The sequence below is a fragment of the Singulisphaera acidiphila DSM 18658 genome, from assembly GCF_000242455.2.
In the GTDB taxonomy this organism is placed as follows: Bacteria; Planctomycetota; Planctomycetia; order Isosphaerales; family Isosphaeraceae; genus Singulisphaera; species Singulisphaera acidiphila.
This window is the reverse complement of sequence record NC_019892.1, coordinates 8,441,959-8,460,014: the sequence shown is the minus strand read 5'-3', so window position 1 is coordinate 8,460,014 and position 18,056 is coordinate 8,441,959. Positions and strand designations below refer to the sequence as shown.

11 protein-coding genes are annotated in these 18,056 nt (G+C 62.8%); 3 read left to right on the top strand and 8 right to left on the bottom strand.

Annotation, left to right across the window (positions count from 1 at the left end; translation table 11 throughout):
- Nucleotides 1-105: 105 nt before the first annotated feature.
- The 6 genes from SINAC_RS32875 to SINAC_RS38310 all read right to left on the bottom strand — a co-directional run bounded on the left by SINAC_RS32875 (nucleotide 106) and on the right by SINAC_RS38310 (nucleotide 9,801).
- The gene (locus tag SINAC_RS32875; protein ID WP_015249857.1) at nucleotides 106-1,407 is read right to left on the bottom strand and encodes a DUF6807 domain-containing protein; all 1,302 of its coding nucleotides are present in this window, start codon (nucleotides 1,405-1,407) and stop codon (nucleotides 106-108) included.
- A gap of 85 nt (nucleotides 1,408-1,492) precedes the next feature.
- Nucleotides 1,493-1,780, bottom strand: coding sequence for a hypothetical protein (locus SINAC_RS32870; RefSeq protein WP_015249856.1), 288 nt, complete (start codon nucleotides 1,778-1,780; stop codon nucleotides 1,493-1,495).
- Between the two features lie 542 nt (nucleotides 1,781-2,322).
- Nucleotides 2,323-2,964, bottom strand: a complete 642-nt coding sequence (locus tag SINAC_RS32865; RefSeq protein ID WP_237722673.1) for a hypothetical protein — start codon at nucleotides 2,962-2,964, stop codon at nucleotides 2,323-2,325.
- A gap of 723 nt (nucleotides 2,965-3,687) precedes the next feature.
- Complete coding sequence (locus SINAC_RS32860; RefSeq protein ID WP_015249854.1) at nucleotides 3,688-7,272, bottom strand: DUF4394 domain-containing protein; 3,585 nt, start codon at nucleotides 7,270-7,272, stop codon at nucleotides 3,688-3,690.
- 548 nt (nucleotides 7,273-7,820) lie between these two features.
- The gene (locus SINAC_RS32855; RefSeq protein WP_015249853.1) at nucleotides 7,821-8,564 is read right to left on the bottom strand and encodes a LytR/AlgR family response regulator transcription factor; all 744 of its coding nucleotides are present in this window, start codon (nucleotides 8,562-8,564) and stop codon (nucleotides 7,821-7,823) included.
- Complete coding sequence (locus tag SINAC_RS38310) at nucleotides 8,542-9,801, bottom strand: sensor histidine kinase (RefSeq protein WP_168165337.1); 1,260 nt, start codon at nucleotides 9,799-9,801, stop codon at nucleotides 8,542-8,544. Before SINAC_RS38310 ends, SINAC_RS32855 begins: the two co-directional genes overlap by 23 nt.
- A gap of 1,265 nt (nucleotides 9,802-11,066) precedes the next feature.
- Here SINAC_RS38310 and SINAC_RS32840 point away from each other — a divergent pair.
- From SINAC_RS32840 to SINAC_RS32825, 3 genes are all read left to right on the top strand, one after another.
- Entirely contained in the window at nucleotides 11,067-11,933 is an 867-nt protein-coding gene (locus tag SINAC_RS32840) for a reverse transcriptase domain-containing protein (protein WP_052334752.1), read from the top strand.
- A 554-nt stretch (nucleotides 11,934-12,487) separates the two neighbouring features.
- Nucleotides 12,488-13,741 (top strand): group II intron reverse transcriptase/maturase, encoded by a 1,254-nt coding sequence (ltrA, locus tag SINAC_RS32830; RefSeq protein WP_015246860.1) that lies wholly within the window; start codon nucleotides 12,488-12,490, stop codon nucleotides 13,739-13,741.
- A gap of 127 nt (nucleotides 13,742-13,868) precedes the next feature.
- Nucleotides 13,869-14,336: a group II intron maturase-specific domain-containing protein gene (locus SINAC_RS32825; RefSeq protein WP_157579476.1), complete on the top strand. Its 468-nt coding sequence runs from the start codon at nucleotides 13,869-13,871 to the stop codon at nucleotides 14,334-14,336.
- 152 nt (nucleotides 14,337-14,488) lie between these two features.
- Here the strand turns inward: SINAC_RS32825 and SINAC_RS32820 are convergent, their stop codons facing one another.
- Together SINAC_RS32820 and SINAC_RS32815 are read right to left on the bottom strand one after the other, a co-directional pair.
- The gene (locus SINAC_RS32820; protein WP_015249851.1) at nucleotides 14,489-15,889 is read right to left on the bottom strand and encodes a DUF1501 domain-containing protein; all 1,401 of its coding nucleotides are present in this window, start codon (nucleotides 15,887-15,889) and stop codon (nucleotides 14,489-14,491) included.
- Nucleotides 15,890-15,895: 6 nt separating this feature from the next.
- Nucleotides 15,896-18,022, bottom strand: coding sequence for a DUF1549 and DUF1553 domain-containing protein (locus tag SINAC_RS32815; RefSeq protein WP_015249850.1), 2,127 nt, complete (start codon nucleotides 18,020-18,022; stop codon nucleotides 15,896-15,898).
- Between the last annotated feature and the right edge of the window lie 34 nt (nucleotides 18,023-18,056).

Sequence of the window (18,056 nt, the reverse complement as noted above, 5' to 3'; positions counted from 1 at the left end):
ACTGGGCCGGTCAGTCCGTTTGTAGTGGTCGAGGCCAGCGCGGTGACGACCGCGTGTCACGAGCGTTCCGCTCTGCCAATGGAGTGACGGACGAACCGAAAAGGGTTAGCGCTTTGCGGCTTTCGATTCCATCACGACAGCCGGCGGTTCGGCAAAATCGCGCCAAAGCCTCGCGTTGAGCGTGGCGTCGGGACGACCGTCGTGAATCACCACCCGGTAACGGAAGACCGTCGGCCGGCTCGACTCGATCACGACCTTGGCGTTGTGGCTGGGCACGTAACTGAAGAAGGGGAGCAGGATCGGGTGGATCCGGACCACGGTCGGGTGGTTGACGTTCGTCGGGTGGTCGAGGATCATCGCCCCCCCGTAGCGGTCCGACCCCTCCTCAACCGGACCCGTTAGGTCGACCCAATGCGCGGGCTTCTGGTCGCCGCTCAGGCGGTTCAGGCCTGCGCTGGTCAGAACGTCGAGTGGCCCTCTGACGAAGGGCTCAGGGCCTCGGTAGGCCATCCCCCCGTAGCGGTACGGCAACAACTCGACGGGGTCGCCTGTTGCCTGCTGTGTTGCCGTCAGGTCGAACACCCAGTAAGGGCTGTCCGGGATGTCGTAGGCTTCGATCAGCCACCGCTCGTTCAGGACGGTCCCTCCTCCTTTGGCCTCCCACCTGTGTCGACTCTCGATCCGGGCCGTCACCGGTCCCGCCTCCGCGCGGTCGAGCCGGTCGAAGACGACCTTGCCGCTTCCCGTCTGAATATTCCAGAAGTCGGGATGGAGCGAGCCAACCTGCGTTTTGGTGTAGGCGAGAAAAAGACCGCGATGATGCGTGTGGTGGGGCGAGAAGTCCCCCGTGATCAGCGCTCCGGAGGGAGTGTAAGCCGGGTGGATGTAGGCGTCGCGCGTCTGGATCGGCGGTGTGTTCGGATGAGAGACCGGGCGCGTGTTGTATTGAAAAACCGGTCGGTCGCGGTTCTTGAGCGCGAGAGGCCCGGCCGAGGGGTTCGAGAGCGTCCACGGATTCGTCGTGTTGGCGGCTTCCTCTGGAACCAACTGGAACCGACGTTCGGTCCCGGCGGCCGTTTTTCCCTTCAAGATCCAGGTCAGTCGAACCGGGGCCTCCGACTCGCGAGTCAGTGCTTCGACTTGCGCCACGATGGGATCGTGGGGAGTGCCGTCCTGGCTGAACTCTTTCAACAAAAAGGGTTTTGGACCCGTCGCGAGCGACGGCGATTTTGCCAGCACCTCGTCTCCCGGAGCCCCTTTGAGTTCAATCCGCACCGGTGTATCGACGCGGTCATGCCCCCCCGCGCGGACGACCACGACCCACGGCTCGTCCCCGAACGAGTTCGTCGCGGCGCCCAGACTTATCGCCAGGATGACCGTCAGGATGGAAGACGTCGCCGGTGCCATGGGTTGAAATGTCTCCGTCGTTGAGGATCGATCAAAAGGACTCGTGCGAGACATCCTGACGGGGGGGGAGAAGGTGGCCGTTCGGTCACGACCGATAATTCTCCTCGAGTCCCCAGAGCCGTTGGAGTTGGCGGTCGCGCTTGCCTTGCTCGAATCGGTAGATGGCGATTTCTTCGATGGTCTCACCCGGCGAGGGCCGATAGGCCTGCTGCCGTTCCTCGGCTTCGCGGAACACAGGGCCGAGATGGTCGGCACAAGCGAAACCGTAAGTCTTCAACTCCGAGAAGCTGCCGCCACTCCAGTGCGAGGCAATCTTGTAGGTGGCCGCTTCCCGGCAGGTGGCCATCGAACATCGGACGTGTGTTGTCGACATAATCCTCTTCCTCAACGAGACCAAAAACCGAGTCGGACTCGGTATTGATGAACGCCCGATCGATCGAGAGAGGAAGAGACCACCGGACAGTTCCTTGCAAAACAAGCGATCCGAAACCAGAGTATGACGAAGTGGTAAGAAAGAGATAAGGGCCTGTCCCCCTGAGCAGGACAATCCGTGGGGGATTCCCCTCCTCTCAGGCTGGGGTGGTCCGGCTCAACTTGCAGACGATTTGGCAGCGTTTGGCCGTTGTCGCGCCCAGAAGGGAACTCTCGGCTCCTTCTGTCAGCCAGGTTCGTCTTGGGCCGCTCGAACGCTCGCTCCAACTTACGAGAGATAATGATCGAAGAGGTCGCCGGCCTGGTGATTGCGAAATAGTGGTCATGCAGATAGCGTGGTACCCTCCGCCGGCTTTGCCAGACTTTCTGCCAGCCCGTCGAAGATTGACGGACCGGCAAAAAGTCCGAATTCAGAGAGTGTACCTACTGGATTTCTCGGGGTTTTCGAACACGTTGCAGTGCGAAAATCGACTTTTTGCCGGCTCATCGAAGATTGACAATACCTCCGACTTCCGGCGTGAGGATGTAACCGATAAAGACCTTGGTTCGTTTGACTCTGTAGACGTAACCGAGTACCAAAAGTACCGGGATTGCCGCCAGCTTCACAACACCCAGCGACGGGTTGGGCTGCTCCCCGAAGTCGGACAACGAACAGATTCCCCCAGCCACAACCACCACGAGCGCGAACCCGACGTACCAATCAACCCGCCTAATGCCCGCTTTGAGTTCCTTCTCGTACTCCTCCTCCGTGACGCCTGCTGGTTGCTCGTTCGCGAAATCGTAGCGAAACCGCATGACGCCCCTGGACCCGACCTCTGTGATGATGAACCCTTTATTCGGTCGTGTCAGTTTGACCCACCAGAGCCGCGCCTTCTGAACCCATGGCCACGCATTCTTGAAACGCTTCTTACCGCCCTTGAACGTGTCGATAAAGACCGCAAGCTGCCCATCCTGGACCGAACCTGGACGCGGATCGAGGGCTGGCGGTTCGACAGGCGGAGCGATCTCAGAAGTGGGGAAGAGGTCTGGCGCATTCGCGGCAAGTGTCCATTTCTCTTGAGCCGAGCTTAAGTACCATGTAGGCAAGATTCTGCCCTCGCTGGCAGCCTTTTTTATGGCTTCCACGCTGAACGGTCCGGCAACCCGCCCCTTGGTATCACGTATGTAGTATTTCGTTTGTGCGAATGTATTTTTTTGGCCTTGGTCGCATCGACCATTTAGGAACCGCCCATCCTCCCTGAGCGGAATGCTCGAAGCAAGGCCTTGCATAGGGTTACGTCCCGTGCCGGCAGAGGGATTTACGCTCGCAATTACTGGCAGAAGGCTCTATTCGGAGGCCATGAAACGGTTTCTTGCTCTGCTTAGTTGTCGATTTAGTTACCTGACCTCACCGAGGCAAGTCAGGTTATGCGGGAATCCATCGAGCATTTCATGTGGGGATACCAGCAGCATTTTCGGAGTTCCCTCGACATAGCGACCATGCGAATACTCAATATCTTGAAGCCTAGGCCTGGGGCACAAGCCGCATTGAATGGTTCGTATGTAAGATTATCATGGTTTTGTAGCCCCGGAGGGGCGACCGTGAATAGCCCGGGGCGCGAGCCCCGGGTAATATTTAACATGTGGGGTTGTATGGATTTTGAATGGCGGCCGTCAGCACCGGTCCTCACCGTTCGACGGTCGCCCTTTCGGGGCTACAAATGGCCCGCTGATCAGGTCGACTTGGCGGGCATGAGTGAGGCAACCCACAAGCACTCGACTTGGTCAGGACGAACGGCGATGACGATCGCTCGAACGTGGCGCGGTCCCTTGGGCGCATACCGACTGCCCGGGCTGGCACGCTGATCCTCAGCCTTTCGAAGCCTGAGCTTTCATCGCGGCGAGGATCTTGGGACGATTCGCAAGACGAGCCAGGAGTTTCGGACCGATTGGATGAGACGCGGCGACATTTCTTCTGGCGGCCGCCACGGCCTGGCGATTGGCCGCTGCACGGTTGCCGATTGCGCCGGGGATGTTCAGCGAGCCGGTTCCCACGGGAGCGGGAGCGACGACGACCCGGTGGTAGGAGACAAGGCTCGCCACGAAGTTACCTCCGGCTTGGGAATTGCCGGAAGGGAACTGCCCGAAGAATTCGCCGTCGAGGGCGTTGCCGGCCAGGTCCTCGATGCCGCCCGATTGCACGGTGAAGAAGAATTGGCCACCTCGAATGAGCCGGCCGTTGTTGATCACGAGTTCGATGGTTTGCGAATCCGTCGGGCTTCCCTGGGGATTTGTCGTCGCGCTTGTAATCAGAAACGGTCCGTTACGGCGGCTACCGAGCACGCTCGCACCCGTAAAGACGTAGCTGGCACGGTCCACCAGCCGGGATTGGTTGAGCCCGCTCCGGTCATCCTGGAAGGTCACTGTGATCGACCCGCGAAGGCGATCGAACGTCATGCTTGTGATACGCGGGCCGACGGTATCGATGATGACCAGGGCCAGAGGACTTGTCGCTTGCGACACGCCGTCGACGGCTGTTGCTTCGACCGTCAGGTTCGCGTAGGCACTATCGGCGAGGGGGTTCACGACGGTCGCCCGCCAGGCGCCGTTTGAGTCGGCAACGGTCGAGGCGATCAGCACGCGGGTGGCGGGGTCGATGCCAACGAAGACTCGGACCACCGACCCGGGCGCTGACGTCCCGATGAAATTGGGGGTCGTGACGTTGGTGATGCCATCCTGGTTGGAGACCCCGGAGTCGCTTGCGGGATCGAGCCGTCCCGTCACGATGAAGGGCGTGATGGGCACGGCGGTCACGATGGCTGTCGCGGTGATGTTGGCTGGCGGCTCGGCCAGGTAGGTGGTGGTGACGGTGACATCCCCGCCTGAGATCGTCGAGGTGCCGCCCAGGTCGACGATCGTCGAATTCACGGTGTAAGTGCCGGGGATCGAATAGGTGTGGCTCCCGAGCACATGGAAGAGGGTCGGGTCGCTCGTGTCCTGGATGACGACCCCCGGCGAGGAGGTTGCGTCGCCCCAGTCGATGATCGCCTGGTAATTCGCTGCCACGGCCCCGGAATCGGTGTCCCGGAATTGGGCGACGATTACGTTAACCACCTGGGTTCCGGCAACCGCGTTGATCGTTTGAGGGGGGGGCACGGGAACGAGTGGCATTCCCGCCGAGTTCACGACGTTGACCCGCTGGATGTTCGTGAAGCTCACGGTCCCCGTATCGACCTGGGAGCGGTTGAAGATGATGTTCGACAGCGTTGACCGGGTGGCGGCCCCTCGGGCATCCGCGTTCAGCGTATTGAATCCACCGCCGCCGTCGAGGGTGGGTGCGAAGACGCCGTAGCTGGGGGTTTCGATCACGTTGAAGGTGTCGTTGCCCGAGCCGGCCAGAACTCTAAGAGCTGAGAGGCCGCTGAAGAAGACGTTGCCGCCGAATCCTGTGACCTGGGCGTCGCTGATCGTGATGAGCCGGCCGACGGTACCGGCGCTGTCGTCCAGCGTCAGTATGTTGCTCCCGGCCTGGCCGGTGATCAGGAACGATGCAACCAGGCCTCCGAGCGGTCCCGAGGCACTTCCCAGGGTCACCCTGTTATTGCCCGCACCTGAATTCACGATCACCTGCACCGTGGCATCCGTGGCGGACAAGGTCTGATCGCCGGGCGTTGTTGGGTCGAAGTCGAACGGGCTGTTGTAGCCGGGCGCACCAAGGTCGAACTGGTTGTGGCGAAGCAGGCCGCCGGACTGATCGATCACCAACGTGACGTTGGCACTGGTGCCGGTGAAGGTCACGGTCGAACCGACGAGCACCGCGCTGAAGCCTTCCGGAGCGATCGCCAGGCCCCGGACCATCGAACCGACCGGAGCAATCAGGCGCGCCGCCCCGGTGGTCAGGTTGATCTGGTAGAGATTCGTCGAACCTCCGACGACCAAGGTCGCATAAGCATAATTCTGGCCGCCGACTGTACGGATATCGAATCCGCCGACCGCCGAGGCCGCGACGCCGAGCGGCCCAACGGTCAGGAGCGTACCGTTGTTCGGTGGGTTCTGGATCACCAGGATGCCGAGCGTCGTGTCGATGCCGTAGAGGGTCGTGGATGTTGCGCCGACGATGTTGTTGAGGTAAGCGGAACCGGTGATATTCGGAGTCTGACCCGCATTCGGGTCGCCCGGGGCGTAAGCTAACGTCCCGTCGACCGCCGCAACGGTTCCATCGTTCGGGTTGAGCCGCAAGTCCTGCCCCGTGTTACTCACCACACGGATCCGGTCCACGGTCGGGTTGAAGTCGAAACCGAACGCGGTCCCACTGAGAGCCGGCGTGAACGGCCCGCTCCCCACAGGGGTTGCGACGGCGTTGAGCGGGTTGATCGTATAGAGCCGGCTCGTGCTCCCCAAAGCGAACAACTGACCGGTCGCCGGGCGGAAGTCGAGTCCGAGGATCGACTCGCCGGGCTGAAGCCCCGTGATCGGCGTCGAGCTGACGATGGTTCCGGGCGTCTGGGTGTTGAAGCGGACCAGGTTGTTGCTCGCGTCCACGCTCAGCGCATTGGCCGCGCTCACCAGGTTATTGGTGTCGAGGGCGAGCGACATGCCCACCAGTTGGGTCGTGCCGTCCCCGATCATACCGAGGAGGCTCGCGGTCCCGTTCGTCAGGTTCACAGAGTACAGCCCGTTCGAGCCGCCAACCTGGAGCGCTGCGATGGCCTGGTTCTGGGGTGCCGCCTTGTCACCCGTGCTGAGTATGTCAAAGCCCCCGGCCGACGTCACGTTCAACCCGAGCGAGCCCACCGTGATCAGGGTGCCGTTGTTCGGCGGATTCTGGATCGCCAGGATGCCGAGATTTGTGTCGATCTGATACAGAGTGGTGGCCGTGGCTCCATTAAAACTGTTTGTATAAGCCGATCCCACGACGTTCGGGTCCTGACCGAAATTCGGGTCACCCGTGGCATAAGTCAGCGTGCCGTCAACGATCGCCACACCCGTGGTCACGTCGATCCGCAAATTCAGGTTGGTATCGCTGACGACCCGGAGCCGATCGGGGACGGGATTGAAGTTAACGCCGAAGCTGGACCCGGTCACAGGGACGCTGATCGTCGACCGGAGCGTGGCGGCGGCCGTGGTCGAGTCGATCGTATAGAGCCGGCCAACTGAGCCGGCATCGGTCGTCAACGCATAGAGCTGCCCGTTCGCAGGGCGAAAGTCGATCCCGCGAATCGTCTCGCCTGCGCCGAGATTCGTGATCGGGTTCGAGCTGACGATCATTGCCGGGGCGTTCGAGTCGAACTGGATGAGGTTGACGGCAGACGTCACACCAAATACCGTCGCCAAGAGGGTTCGGTCCTCGCAACGCTCAAGGCTGAGAATCGTCTGACGCTTACGAGCCGGCTTACGCGTCCGGTAAAGCCGAGCTTGATCAAGCCTCTGCGCAGAGCACAACAGGGGGGGCATGTTGCGAATCTCCTGCTTGAAAATAATCAGTCATCACTCAATGCGAAATCGCCGTGCGCCACGGCCCAGCCGCTCGGGTCTGTTCGCAGCCTGGACGACTCTTCCTTTTTATCTCTTCTCACGAAAGTCGGTGCGCTCTCGACAGCATCCCTTGAGGGGATAAGCTCGACTTCTGAGTCCGCTGGATCCAGGCCCGCACGACCGACGAAAGGCATCGCCTGGAGACGATCCGGGAAGGGTCTTGGAGCGGAAGACACCGCGTTCCGGCCCGCCGCGAACGGCGCAGCCTCGTCGAATCATCTCCCGCCAGTAGATATATTTAGAGAGACATTGGGGTTATCTTTGCCCGAATTGCCTGAATTGCCGCTTTTGTTGTCTGAATGGGCAAAGTGATGTCGCAAGGCTCCCAGGCGCGGACCAATCCCGTCCCGGCGCCTCAGCAGCGGGTCACGGTTTTCCTTCGATTTTCTGAGAGGCGACCGCAGTGATGCAAAGGACGCCGGGGGCAGCACCTCATTCAAGAGAAGGCCATGTCCACTGGCCCGGTGCTAGACCGGCGGCTTCAGCAATTCGGCCAGTCGAGCGGCACCCGAGCGCGATACCGCCACGACGGACTGGCATCGGTCGGCCATGTGGACGCGGTAGCGGCGGTCACCGAGGTGGCGGACCTCCGCGACGGCATCCATATTCACGACCGAGTCGCGGGCTAAGAGGAGGAACGGCGGCCCGCCAAGCCAGTCAGCCAGGGCCTTTAGAGGGTAGTGCGTTGGGATCTCCCCGGTGGCGGTGTGGACCCAGGTCCGCCGGCCTCGCCTCAGGACGGCGAGGATGTCGCGCCTTGCCAGTAGGCACACCACTTCCTCGCCGGGGGAGCGGACCGGCAGCCGGTCACCGCTCAGTCCGTCACCAGCGGATGCGCGAAGGAGCGGTCCGAGCCGGTGCTCGAGACGGCGGACGGCTCGGAGGACCTGGTCGACATCGATCGGCTTGAGCAGATAATCGACCGCCTCGACCTTGAAGGCGTCGATGGCGTGCCCGGCGAAGGCGGTCACAAAGACGACCAGGGGGGGCCTTGGCAGCGTCAGGAGGCGGGCGGCCAGGGAGAGGCCGTCAGGCCCGGGGATCTGGATGTCCAGAAAAACGGCGTCCGGAGCCGCCCCGACGCAAAGGCGGAATCCCTCTTGGCCATCGCTCGCTTCGCCGACGACCTCAACCTTGCCCGTCTCGACGAGCAGTCTGTTCAGGTAACGACGAGCCAGGGACTCATCCTCAACGACCACAACGCGGATCATGAAGCGACTCCCGGGGGGGCGGGGGGACTTCCAGCGGCAGGCGAAGGGTGACGGTCGTCCCGCCGCCCGGCCGGCCACAGACGTTGAGGGAAGCCGTTCCATCATAGATCTGCCGGAGTCGACGTTCGAGTAGCGTCAGGGCATGAGCGGCGCCGTCGTCGTTGGGGGAGGCTGGTCGCATGGTGGACGCCTGGATGATGCCCATGCCGGTGTCGGCGACGATGATGACCAGCGAGGTCCCCTCGGCGCACGCCTCCAGGAGGATTCGGCCGCCCTCGGCACAAGGCTGAAGGCCATGCCTCACGGCATTCTCCACCAGGGGCTGGATCGACAACGGCGGGACGGTCGCTTCGACCACCTCAGAGTCGACCCGCCGCTCCACGACGAGTCGATTGCCAAGGCGCAGGGCCTCCACATCCAGATAGGCGTCCACGACCTCCAACTCCTCCCGAAGCGTGACGGTGGGGCGGTCGTGCCAGTCAAAGCTCCAGCGGAGGAACTGGGCAAGCCGGGAAATCGCCACCGGGACGGACTCGGGGGCCAGGACCGACAGCGCCGCGATCGAATTCATCGCGTTAAAGAGAAAGTGAGGATGCATCCGTGCCTGGAGCGCGCGGATCTCGGCTAACGAGGCGGCGCGGGCCTCGTCTTCACGGGCCCGAACCTCGGCGACGACCGCCAGCACCAGCGCAACGCCAAGGCCGTTGAGCGTGGCGTCGTACACTCCCAGGCCAGCCGTCGACCCGGTCCGGACCAGGGCCGCCGCGATCGCATGGCGGCCGAGGGAGGCCGTTAGGCCCAGGATGAAACCGACCAGCGGGCGTTGGCCCCAGGCCGGCCAAACCCGCCGGATCATCCCCCCCGCCAAGCCCCCAAACACCGCCGCGAGCCCAGGGGCCGACTCCGTCATCGGCAGGGCCAGAGCCAGGAGCACTGCGCCGACCCCCACGGTCCCGCCGACCCACGGTCCCGCCAGCAGACCGGCGGCACAGGCGGCAACCGTCTGGGCGCCGGCCGGCGCGTGCCGCTGAGCGACCACCTCCACCAGTAGCGCCGTTCCCATAAAGACCAGCAGCGCCGCAAAGGAGCCTCGCGTGGAACGGCCCCGCCGCAGTTGTCGAGCGACCAGATCCGCGTGGGCCAGAGCGAAGGTCAGGGCCACCAGGATACAGGCTTGCTCCGTGAAGTGGATGACATCGTCAATAAGACGATCCTTTCGTGGCGGTAGGATCCCCAAACACGAATCTCTCGCCCGGAAGTGACATTCGACCATCAAACCAACAACGGCCCGCAAATCGGCGAAAATTCCCAAAGAACCCGGGGACATCTCCAGCGGCCTGTCCTACCTCTCTCTTGAGACAAGGAGGGGCGCTGAAAAAAATCCCAGGCGCTCGCCTGTTGGTGCGCCCGCCCTTGAGTTCAAGCCATCCTCCGGCGACCCACTCATTCTACGGTGCTTGCAACGTTCCGACACCGCCCAGTCGTTGGATTTCTCCATCCGCGTACTTGTGCCCCACTGTCTCTCTCGCTGTTGTTCTTGGTCGTCGGGGATGTACGCTCGCCGTTTCTTCATGTAAGCGAATAGGGGATGGCATAGGATTGGGACTGACCGGAAGCCACGGAAAGTACATGGCTCGGCGGTATTTGCGGTATAACGCATTCTCATGTTCAATAATTTGTGAAAGTATAGCGTTTCTTGAATCTTGTGGAACAGGAGAATGTCGGGAATTGCCGTTGTGTCGAGCTCTCACATGAGAATGGCGAGTGAGTCGCCAGGTAAATTCGCGAGCGCGGTGTTCAAAGGCCTTCGCGGCAAAGTCAATGGATCGGCGGCTCAGGATGTAGCCTTTGAGCACGAATGCAATCAGTAGGACGACGATCAATAATGTTCGGAAAGTAATTTGCAATTTTTTGTGACACAATGTGGTGTCCCGATTTATTGTCGAATATTTTTAATGGATATTGTATTGTGCGCCGTGATAAGGCAGTGTCTTCCCAGCGGGTGCAAGTCCCGCCCGGCCAACTGAATCGCTCCGGCCGGAAGCTATCGGAGCGGCGGTGGAGGTAACGAAGCCGTCGGAGCCTTCGAGACAAATGTGCCGCCTGGCGGCGCAGCGAGTCGACAGGCCGTAACGCGAGTGAATGCTGAGCAGGCCTCGAAAGGTTTAACGTGGGAGCCGACCCGCCAATACATCGGGGAAGGCCGTCGTCGCTGATGAACAGGGAAACGGGTGGAATAGGCCGTCCCATGAGCGATCTGACCCAGCGATCCCACCGGGGTAATGGCAACGGCATGTCGACAAACGGGAGACGCCTGCAACACGGGAAACCCCACTTGGCGGAGGCGCGTGACCTCCAACCGGACGCCCGCGAGGGACTGGCCGGGCCGACTGGGGTGGCGGACAGGCCCGTACTACCGTGGACGCCGGGTAACGCCGGTCGAGGGAAGGGGCCTGAGTTCAAGACCAGCGTCACAAAGAGCATGAGAGCCGGGAGATTGGCATGAGCCTCACACCTCCACCGAAGGTTCAGAAACTCCAGACGACGCTGCATGCCAAAGCGAAGGAATCGCCGGGGTATCGGTTTTATCGGTTGTACGACAAGGTGTATCGGCAGGATATCCTGGAGTTTGCCTACCTGCGTTGTCGCTCCAACGACGGCGCCCCGGGGGTGGACGGCCAGACCTTCGAGGACATTGAGGCGTACGGCCGCGACCGATGGCTCGACGAACTGACGACCGAGGTGAGGGATCGTACGTATCAACCGTCTCCAGTGCGCCGCGTCCTGATCCCTAAACCGGATGGGAAGCAAAGGCCGCTGGGGATCGCAACGATCCGGGACCGCGTGGTGCAGATGGCGGTGGTTCTGGTCTTGGAGCCGATCTTCGAGGCCGACCTGCCTCCGGAACAACACGCTTACCGGGCGGGCCGCAGTGCCCTGGACGCTGTGAGGCAGGTCCATGGGCATGTGAGCATGGGGCATAATGATGTGGTGGACGCCGATTTGTCCGGCTATTTCGACAGTATCCCGCACTCGGAGCTCCTGAAATCGCTGTCACGACGCATCAGCGACCGGCACCTCCTGGGGCTGATCAAGATGTGGCTGGTGGCCCCGGTGGAAGAGACCGACGATCGGGGTCGGACGCGCCGAACGACTCGGAACAAGGATGAGGGCCGGGGCAGCCCGCAAGGGTCTCCTCTGTCACCGTTACTCGCTAACATTTATATGCGTCGGTTCATTGTGGGCTGGAAGCTCCTCGGACACGAACAACGGCTCGACGCTCATGTCGTCAACTATGCGGATGACTGTGCGCCACGAAGGTGTGAAAGGACGACTTTCAGGAGCGTCCCGGAACGCCATGCTGCGTGAGAGATGAGGGTAGGTCCCTCGGGATCGGGTTGCAGGACCAGATTCCAAATCACCCGAAGCGGCTTGGATTAAGAGTCCTGGTCGTGAGCGTTCGGGAAAAGGCCGGTCTGAACCGGTCAGATAAGAACCGAGAAGGCGAACGCAAGTGAACCACCGATGAGGCGTCGAAAGCGTAGGGACGTCATCGAAACCAGGCTCCAGTCGTTGGCCTGGGATGCAGTCAAGGCGGGACCTGCTTACGGCCTTGATGGTGACCGGCGTAAAGGTGGCGCGAGCTCGGTTCAGGCTCTCGCGGGGAACGTGGGAACCTGTCGTCACGATGCCAAGGGAGATGCCCAAGTGGAGGCCCCACGAGGTCAAAGTCCCGATGCGTGGCACAGGGGCGGATCAACCCGTAGTAGCGTTGAAGCCTGGTAATGCGGGTGGAGCGAAGGGGTTGAATGGTTCAGCCAAGGGATGGATCAACCAGCGATGGGAGGAATTCATGCCGGAAGCGAAGTCGTGCGTCAAGGCCCACGCGAGAGGCAAAAGTCAACCAGCGATGGGAGGAACCGATGCCTGAAGCGAAGCCTTACGCGATTTCCAAACAGGTGGTCTACGAGGCCTACCTGAAGGTCAAGGCGAACCACGGGGCGGCCGGGGTGGACGGGCAGTCGATCGAGGCGTTCGAGACCGACTTGAAGGGTAACCTCTACAAGATCTGGAATCGGATGTCCTCGGGCAGCTACTTTCCACCGCCGGTGCGGCTCGTGGAGATCCCGAAAGCCGATGGGGGTTCAAGGCCGCTGGGGATTCCCACGGTCGGCGATCGCGTGGCTCAGATGGTCGTCAAGATGCATCTGGAGCCGCTGGTGGAGCCGCACTTCCATCCCGACTCCTACGGGTATCGACCCGGACGATCGGCGCTGGATGCGGTGGCCGCCGCGCGGGAGCGGTGCTGGCGGTCCGACTGGGTGATTGATCTGGATATCAAAGGTTTCTTTGACAATCTCGATCATGAACTAGTCATGAAGGCAGTCTGTCATCACGTGAACGAACCATGGGTCCTGCTGTACATCGAGCGGTGGCTGAAAGCCCCCGTTCAGAAGCAGGACGGTCGTCGAGAAGAGCGTACGAAGGGCTCGCCCCAGGGGTCGATTGTTTCGCCCTTGTTGGCCAATCTCTTCATGCACTATGCGTTCGATCTCTGGATGGCCCGGAGCTTTCCGGACATCCACTTCGCGCGTTATGCGGACGATGTGATCATTCACGCGAAGAGCCGGGCTCAAGCGGAACACGTGCTCGAAGCGGTCCGGGCACGTCTGAAGGAGTGCCGTCTTGAGCTTCACCCTGAGAAGACCAAGATCGTGTACTGCCAGGACGATGACCGGAGGGGCCAGCATGAACACATCAAGTTCGACTTCCTCGGCTACACCTTTCGGCCCCGGCGGGCCAAGAATCGATGGGGGAAGTTCTTCGTGAGCTTCATCCCAGCGATCAGCCACAAGGCCGCCAATGCGATCCGCGAGACGATCCGAGACTGGCGGCTGGCCGCCATCCGGAACAATCAGTCTCTGGAGGAGATCGCGGGGCTTGTGAATCCTTCGGTACGAGGGTGGGTGAACTACTACGGTCGGTTTTACCGGTCGGCGCTCACTCCGGTTCTCCGACACCTGGAGCGTGTCTTGGTCAAATGGGCGCAGCGGAAATACAAACGGTTGAGGCGTCACTCCATCAACGCAGCCCACTGGCTGGGTCAAGTGGCGCGACGCGATCCGAATCTGCTGGTTCTCTGGCAGATCGGGATTCGACCAGCGACTGGATCATAAGAGCCGGATGAGGCGAGAGCCTCCCGTCCGGATCCGAGAGGGCCTGGGGGTGCAATTCCCCCGGGCTACTCGACTTGTGATCTGCTGTCGTGGCACCGCTGCCGAAGCGATGGCCACGATGCGGAGCATGATGTTGAAGCTGCGGCTGACGGTGAACGAGACGAAGACGCGGTTGTGCCGTGTCCCTGAGGAAACGTTCGACTTCCTGGGGTATACGATCGGGCGATGCTGGTCGCCGAAGACGGGCCAGTCCTACATCGGGACGCGTCCCTCGGCGAAGAAGATCGACCGCCTGAAACGGGAGATCAGCGACCAGACGAGCCGGAGATGGTTCTGGACGGACGTCGAAGACCGAGTGGCCCGACTGAACCGGATGCTTTTGGGTTGGTCGAACTATTTCTGTCTCGGCCCGGTCAGTCCCGCGTATCGAGCCGTGGACCGCCACGCGCGGGATCGGCTCCGCCAGTGGCTTCGGCGGAAGCACAAGCTGAAGAGTCGGGGGACGTCACGGTTCCCCGATCAGTACCTGCACGACGTGCTGGGCCTGGTCCGCTTGAGCGACCGACCCCGAAGCCTTCCGTGGGCGAAAGCGTGAGTTCTTGTCCGAGAGCCGGATGCCAGAAAATGGCCCGTCCGGTTCGATGAGCGGGGGAGTGGAAACGGAGCGTCAGCCACCGCTCCACCCCTCGACTCTACTTTGCGTGTCATCCAACCCCTTGTCTGTGAGAGACATGAGCCGCAAAGCAGTCAGCCCAGGATCGCCCGGATCGGCCCCTTGCCTTCTTCCTTCTCGACCAGCCGCATGGTCCGGCCGAGGACTTCGATCTCCATCTTGGCGTGATCGAGGCCCAGCTGATGGAGGATCGTGGCATGCAGGTCGCTGTAGTAGTGGGGGGCCTCGACCGCCTTATAGCCGACGTCGTCGGTGGCCCCGTGGACGACTCCGCCCTTGACCCCTCCGCCGGCCATCCAGGCGGTGTAACCCCTGGGGTTGTGGTCGCGCCCGGTCGTGTTCTGCGACCAGGGACTTCGGCCGAACTCGCTGGACCAGACGACCAGGGTTTCGTCGAGCAGGCCTCGTTGCTTGAGGTCGCGGATCAGCCCGGCGATCGGTTTGTCGGTGGCCCGGCAGAGCGGGCCGTGGGTCTCGATATCGCCGTGCGCGTCCCAGCCGCCATTGCCGCCACCGGCGTGGCAGACCTGGACGAACCGGACGCCCTGCTCCGAGAGTCGGCGCGCGAGCAGGAGCTGTCGGCCAAAGTCATCGGTCGCGGGCTCGCCGATCCCGTAAAGCTCCTTGACATGCTGGGGCTCGCCGGACAGGTCGACGACCTTCGGTGCGGCGAGTTGCATCCGGGCGGCCAGTTCGTAGGCCCCGGCGCGAGCCGCGATGTCGGACTCGATCGCGTGATGCTCCCGGAACTCGCGATTCAGCTCCTGGAGCGCCTGCAACTGCCGGTCGCGCTCGGCGGCGGTCCCGCCTCGGGGCGGCTTGAGGTTTGGGATCGGGGTCTCCCCCGGCTGGAACGGGGTGGCCGCCGCCCCTGCGCCGAGGTAGCCGCCGGTCAACTGGACGGGCGAGGACGCCCGGCCGAGGTTCACGAACGTCGGCAGGTTCTTGTTGGCTGTCCCGAGCGCGTAGGAGACCCAGCTTCCGAAGGTCGGGTGGTCGAAAGCGCGGCCCCGGTGTCCGGTGCAAGTCTCGATCACGGCCGGGAAGTGATTCCCCTCGTGGCACCACATCGAGCGGACCACGGCGACTTCATCGATCACGCCCCCGACGTGGGGGAACCAGTCCGAGACCGGAATTCCCGATTGCCCGTGCCGGGTAAACGTCCGGTGGCAGGCGATGACCGGCCGGCGCATCGCCGCGTTGTTGTCGCCGAAGCCGACTGCGTCGATCAGCTTGCCCGCCCATTTGTTGTCCTTCGGGTCGAAGGTGTCGATGTGGCTGACGCCGCCGCACATGAACAGAAAGATGACCGACTTCGCACGAGGCGGGAAGTGCGGCCCATGCAGGTCCGCGTCCTGGATCTCGCCCGCCTCGGCCCAGAGCGCGCCCATCGCGACTCCGAAGAAGCCGCCGCCGGCCTGATGCAGGAATCCGCGTCGAGAGACTCGGCCGCAAGGGAAGAGCGGACCACCCATGCCGGATCACCTCGCGTAAAGGAACTCGTCCAGGTTGAACAGCAGCCAAGCGAAGCCCTTGAGCCGAGCCGCATCCCCCTGCAAGTACTCCAGGGCGACGTCCCGTTCCCTCGCCGAAGGGGGGCGGGCGACGGCCACCCGGTAACCGAGGTTGACCGCCACGCCGAGGTCGCCGCCGGACTCTTGCTTCAGCCGCTCGGCGAATTTCGCGGTAGCCCCGTCGATGACCTCGCTGTTCATCAGGAACAGGGCCTGCGGTGCGGTCACGGTTCGGGTGCGGAGGGGACAAGGAGCGCGGCCGTCATCGACGTCGAACGCCTGGAGGAAGTTCGGCACGACGTCCCGGTTGGTCGCATAGCCGCGAATCATGAAGGCCCCTCGGCGGGCGGGCCCTCGTCTACCCCGGCGCTCCCCCACGTCGAACGACGGCCCGCCGACCGTGACATCCAGGTCCCTGGCCGCGAAGAAGACTGCATCCCAGATCGGCTCGGCCTCGAGGCGACGGAGGGGGAAATGCCAAAGGCGGGCGTTTTCCGGGTCGGCCGCCATCTCGGCCGCCGAACGGCTCGGGTCGACCTCCGAGGCCAGCTTGTAGACATCCGAGGTGACGATCAGCCGGTGGATTTCTTTCATCCGGAAATCGCGGGCGACGAATTCGGCGGCCAGCCAGTCCAGGAGGTGCGGATGGTTCGGCGACTCGCTCATGATCCCGAAGTCGCTCGGGGTCTTGTGCAAGCCCTCGCCGAAGTGCCATTGCCAGAGCCGGTTCACGGCCACCCGGGCGAACATCGGGTTCTCGGCTGCCGTTAGCCAGTCGGAGAAGGCCTCGACCCTCCCTTCTCGGAATTCGACCCTCGCCGGGGCGAACGGCCAGCCGGGGGCAACCTCGTTCTCCGGTTCGGGCCGGTCAGGGTCGCCGCTGGTCAGGACGTAGCTCTTTTCCGAAGCTTTTTTCGGGTCGACCTCCACGGTCCAGAACGCCGGGAGAGACGTGCCTCGTCGGTCGCCGACTCGGGAGAGCTTCTCCTGCAAGTCGCGGTAGGTACGCCGATCGGCCTCGGATAGGGTCGCCTCGATGTTGCCGGTGTCGATCCGGAGTACCGGGAAATAGTTGTCGGCGATCTTCTGCTCGGCGGCCGTGCGGACCGGTTCGGGCTTCCGAATGACGGCCTGGACGTCGGCCGGGAGCATGGCGATACGATCCTCGCGGAGCCTCGCCCGGTAGGGGGCGACCAGGGCCTCGATGGGCCCTTCGATCGCCGCCCGCCTCTTGTCGACCTCGTCAGTCGCCCGCCCGGCGGCGACGACCTCGGCGGCGGTGGCGAGGGTGACTTTCCTCAGCACAAGCGGGTCAAAAAGCGCCTTCATGGCATAGAAGTCGCTCTGCTTGATCGGATCATACATGTGGTCATGGCACTTGGCGCAGCCGACGGTCAGGCCCATAAAGGCGGTGGAGACCGTCTCGACGGCGACGATCGGGAATTCCCGCGAGTCCTTGCCGTCGCGAAAGACCGCCCCCCGCGCCAGGAACCCGAGCGCGAACTGGTCGTCGGGGCGGGCCTCGATGCGAGAGCGGACCCCAGTGGTCGACATCTGGGTCCGTGTCTTGGAACGATGGCCTGTCAACTGTGCCCGCACGAACTGGTCGTAGGGGAGGTCGTCGTTGAGGGCACGGATGACCCAGTCGCGCCAGTGGTGGATGCCCGGAGCGGCGATCATCCGCTCGTCAACGTCGGCGTATCTCAGGACGTCAAGCCAGTGCCGGCCATAGCGGACCCCGTGCTGTTCAGAGGAGAGGAGCCGGTCGACCACCTTCTCATAGGCGCCCGGTGAATCGTCGTGGAGGAACGCCTCCTGTTCCTCGATCGTGGGAGGGAGCCCGACCAGGTCGAGAGTGACCCGACGGAGCAGCGTCCGCCGGTCGGCTGCTCCGACCGGCTTGAGGCCCCCGGCCTCGTATCCCTCCGCGATGAACGCGTCGATTGGGTTCGACGACACGGTCCGCCCAGAAGGGGCCTCCGGGCGGACGACAGGCTTCAACACCCAGAGTTCTGCCGCTTCGTCGCCCGCAGCGCCGGCGAGGGGAGGCAGGAGGGCAACGAAGCAGGCCATCCATCGGAGGGTCGATCGCACGCTCGGTAGCTCCCGGGTTCGGATGTCCAACGAT